This window comes from Segeticoccus rhizosphaerae (genome assembly GCF_009192725.1).
GTDB classification, from domain to species: domain Bacteria; phylum Actinomycetota; class Actinomycetes; order Actinomycetales; family Dermatophilaceae; genus Segeticoccus; species Segeticoccus rhizosphaerae.
Genome location: NZ_VOHR01000355.1, coordinates 1 through 3,624, shown reverse-complemented (window position 1 = coordinate 3,624; position 3,624 = coordinate 1). Strand labels below are relative to the sequence as shown.

General features: G+C 71.5%; 5 protein-coding genes. 2 read left to right on the top strand and 3 right to left on the bottom strand.

What is annotated here, in order from left to right; all coding sequences use genetic code 11:
• Positions 1 to 29: 29 nt before the first annotated feature.
• Genes FRW57_RS23480 through FRW57_RS18890 form a run of 3 tightly spaced genes read right to left on the bottom strand, consistent with a single transcriptional unit; the run spans position 30 to position 2,756 of the window.
• Complete coding sequence (locus tag FRW57_RS23480) at positions 30 to 203, bottom strand: hypothetical protein (RefSeq protein WP_162529419.1); 174 nt, start codon at positions 201 to 203, stop codon at positions 30 to 32.
• Positions 200 to 1,015, bottom strand: coding sequence for a type 1 glutamine amidotransferase (locus tag FRW57_RS18895; RefSeq protein ID WP_203230417.1), 816 nt, complete (start codon positions 1,013 to 1,015; stop codon positions 200 to 202). Before FRW57_RS18895 ends, FRW57_RS23480 begins: the two co-directional genes overlap by 4 nt.
• The gene (locus FRW57_RS18890; protein WP_152186749.1) at positions 990 to 2,756 is read right to left on the bottom strand and encodes an AMP-binding protein; all 1,767 of its coding nucleotides are present in this window, start codon (positions 2,754 to 2,756) and stop codon (positions 990 to 992) included. The genes FRW57_RS18895 and FRW57_RS18890 overlap by 26 nt, the downstream gene beginning before the upstream one ends.
• Positions 2,757 to 2,849: 93 nt before the next feature.
• Here FRW57_RS18890 and FRW57_RS18885 point away from each other — a divergent pair, with 93 nt between their 5' ends.
• Positions 2,850 to 3,413 carry an RNA polymerase sigma factor gene (locus tag FRW57_RS18885; protein WP_203230416.1) on the top strand — a complete coding sequence of 188 codons (564 nt, stop codon included), beginning with the start codon at positions 2,850 to 2,852 and terminating at the stop codon, positions 3,411 to 3,413.
• Positions 3,410 to 3,624: hypothetical protein (locus tag FRW57_RS18880; protein WP_203230415.1), on the top strand; the 215-nt coding region annotated here is incomplete at its 3' end. The genes FRW57_RS18885 and FRW57_RS18880, both read left to right, overlap by 4 nt.

The following is a 3,624-nucleotide window of genomic DNA, read 5'->3' as shown; positions in this document are numbered from 1 at the left end:
GCGGACAAGCAGGTGTGCGCGCTGACCGATCAGGACTCCCGAGTGCTGGGGCGCCGCACCGTCAAGGCGAAGGCGTGGCAGTTGGCCGAAGCGGCCACCGCGGGTTCGGCGAGGGCGGCGTCGAGGGCCGGCAGCACGCCGTGCACGTCGGAGAGCACGGCCACGGATCGGACAGGGCCGTCGAAGGTCGGCAGGGACGTCATCCGGCGTGGCGGGAGGTGGCGATCTCCGCGAAGCGCCGCGCTATCTCGCGCCACACCGCCACGGCGGCCGGTTCGTCGGCCTCGGCCTGCCGCACCACCTCATCGGGGTCGAAGCCCTGCTCTCGCAGCCGGTCACGGTCCCACTTCCGGACACCGGCGGCGTCGGCCTCGGGGTGGAACTGGAACCCCCACGCGGGCGCGCCCTCGATTCGGAACGCCTGGTAGGGGCAGCGGTCGCTCTGCGCGAGCCACACTGCGGTGGCCGGCAGTCCGGTGATCGCGTCGACGTGGTGCTCCATCCCGGTGACGACTTCGGGGAGCTCCCGGAACAACGGGTCGTCGGCCGCCTCCGGGCGCAGCGTGAGCGCCGTGCTCCCGCTCTCGGGCAGCCCGTGGTCGGGCTTGACCTCGCCACCGGCGATGTGGGCCAGCAGCTGCCCACCCAGGCAGATGCCGAGCAACGGGACGCCGGACTCGAGCGCCGCACGGGCGAGCACCCGCTCCTGGGCGAGCCACGGCGCCTTCTCGTCGGCGTCCGGCATGAGCCCACCACCGAGCAGGACCAGCGCTGCGGCCCCGTCCGTCGACTCCGGCAGCGCTGCGCCGTCATAGGCCTCGACGAGGTCGACTCGTAGCCCGTCCTCGGCGAGCCAGTCGCCGAGCCGGCGCAGACCGGAGGTCTTGGAGTTCTGGATGACCAGGGCGCGGTGCTCTGCAGCGGTGATGGTGCTCAGTCCTTCGGTCCGTGTCGCGGGGTCGGTTCCGGGTCGCGTCGTCGGTGCTCGGCTAGCCCTTGAGGTCCGGGAAGTCACTCTCCCAGAACTCCAGCTCGCTCGCCCTCGAGGTGAGGTCCTCGCCGGTGCCGTGCGACGCGTCCTCGCGTCCGCGCAGCTCGACGCGGCGGATCTTGCCGGAGATGGTCTTGGGCAGCTCGCCGAACTCGATCCGCCGGATCCGCTTGTACGGCGCGAGGTGCTCCCGGGCGAACCGCAGGATCGACTCCGCTGTCTCCTTGGTGGGCTCGTGACCACCGGCCAGCACGACGTAGGCCTTGGGCACGGACAACCGGGTCGGGTCCGGGGAGGGCACGACGGCGGCCTCGGCGACGGCCGGGTGCTCGATGAGCACGGACTCCAGCTCGAACGGGCTGATCCGGTAGTCCGACGCCTTGAAGACGTCGTCGGCGCGACCGACGTAGGTGATGTAGCCGCGCGCGTCCCGGGAGGCGACGTCGCCGGTGTGGTAGGCGCCGTACTCCATCGACTCCGCGGTCCGCCCCGCGTCGCCGTGGTAGCCGGCCATCAGCCCGACCGGACGGCCTCCCGGCCCGGACAGCGGCAGGCACAGCTCGCCCTCGGCGCCGTCGCCGGTGCGCTCCTCGCCGGTGAGCGGGTCGAGCAGGACCACGGTGTAACCCGGCAGCGGCCGACCCATCGACCCGGGGACGATCTCCTGGCCGGGTGGGTTGGCGACCTGCGCCGTGGTCTCCGTCTGGCCGTAACCGTCGCGGATGGTGAGCCCGAGAGCGGTCCGCACCTGCTCGATGACCTCGGGGTTGAGCGGCTCACCGGCGCCGACCATCTCGCGCAGCGACAGCCGGTCGCGCCAGCTGGCGAGGTCCTGCTGGATGAGCATCCGGTAGACGGTCGGCGGCGCGCAGAACGTCGTCACCTGCTCGTCGGCCATCGCCTGCAGCAGCGCCGGCGCGTCGAACCGCTCCTGGTTGACCACGAGGATCGTCGCCTCGGCGTTCCACGGCGCGAAGAACGAGCTCCACGCGTGCTTCGCCCAACCGGGGGAGGAGATGTTGAGGTGCACGTCGCCCGGTTGCAGACCGATCCAGTAGACCGTCGAGAGGTGTCCGACGGGATAGGAGAGGTGGGTGTGCTCGACCAGCTTCGGGCGCGCCGTGGTGCCAGAGGTGAAGTAGAGCAGCAGCGTGTCGTCCCCCCGCGTCTGACCGGACGGGTCGAAGGCTCCCGCGAAGGACGTCGACTCGGCGTATGACGTCCAGCCGGCAGTGTCGTCCGCCTCACCCTCCCCGACCGCGACCCGGGTGAAGTCACCCGGGATGTCGCTGAACTTGGCGGCGTCCGCGGCCCGCGCGACCACGTGCCGCACGGCGCCTCGCTCGATGCGGTCCGCGAGGTCCTGGGCGGTCAGCAGGGTGGTGGCCGGGATGAGCACGGCGCCGAGCTTGATGCAGGCGAGCATGGTCTCCCAGAGCTCGACCTGGTTGTTCAGGACGAGCAGGACGCGATCGCCGCGCGCCACGCCGAGCGAGGTCAGCCAGCCCGCCACCTGGGAGGAGCGCCGCGACATCTCGGCATAGGTCACGCTCACGCCGGAGCCGTCGGCCTCGAGGATGCGCAGGGCCGGCCGCGTGGCGGTCGCGGCGTCGGCGGCAACGCGGTCGAACCAGTCGAGTCCCCAGTTGAACAGCTCCGGCCGCGGGGGGTCATATTCCGCGACGGCCCGGTCATAGTCCTCGCGCCGGTCCAACAGCAGGTCACGGGCAGTGCGAAACTGGGTGTACGAGTCGGTCTCGGCCATGGCCCGACCCTAGTACCGCAGCACGGGGCGTGGACGGGGACCGACGGACAGACAGGTGACCAACCGGACGGCTTCCTCGGTCGTCTACGGGGCATGACGACGATGGTGGCCGGGGGAGCGCTGCGTGCCCGACCCCGCCCGGGAGGCGATGTGGCAACGCGCAGCACCGACCTCGACGCGGAGCAGGCCGTCAAGGAGGTCTACGACGCCCACTACGGCATGCTCGTCGGCTGGACCACCAAGCTCGTCAGCGACCCCGATCTGGCCCATGACTTCGTCACCGAAGCATTCGTCAAGCTGCTGCGCCACTGGGACACCGTCATCGAGCCGCGGGCCTGGCTCTACACCACCGTCGCCAACCAGGTGCGTGACCACTGGCGCAAGCGCGGGCGCGAGGCCACGGCATACGAGCGGTTGCAGGCCGGGCAGCGTGACCCCGACGTGGCACCGCTGCAGGACCAGGCCACGACCCTGTCGGTGCGCGAGGCCGTGGAGTCGCTGCCACCGCGGTTGCGCACCCCCGTGCTCCTGCACTACTTCGCGGATCTGACGGTGGTCCAGATCGCCCGGCAGCTCGGCAAGTCCGAGGGCACCGTCAAAAGAGACCTGTATGACGCCCGCCACAAGATGGCGGCGATGCTGGAGGGAGTTCGATGAACGACGAGCTGGAGCGGCACGAGGGTGACGACCCCGTCGCCGACTTCTTCGCGCGCGAGCGGGCCTCGATCCGGCCCGAACCGGCGGACGACCTGCGCTGGCAGCGCATCGTCCGGGAGGCCCGGCGTGGCCGGCAGTCCCGCTGGCTCGCCACCGTCGGGGGAGTGGCGGCGGCCGGTGTCGTGGCCGCGACGCTCGCCTTCGGACCGCA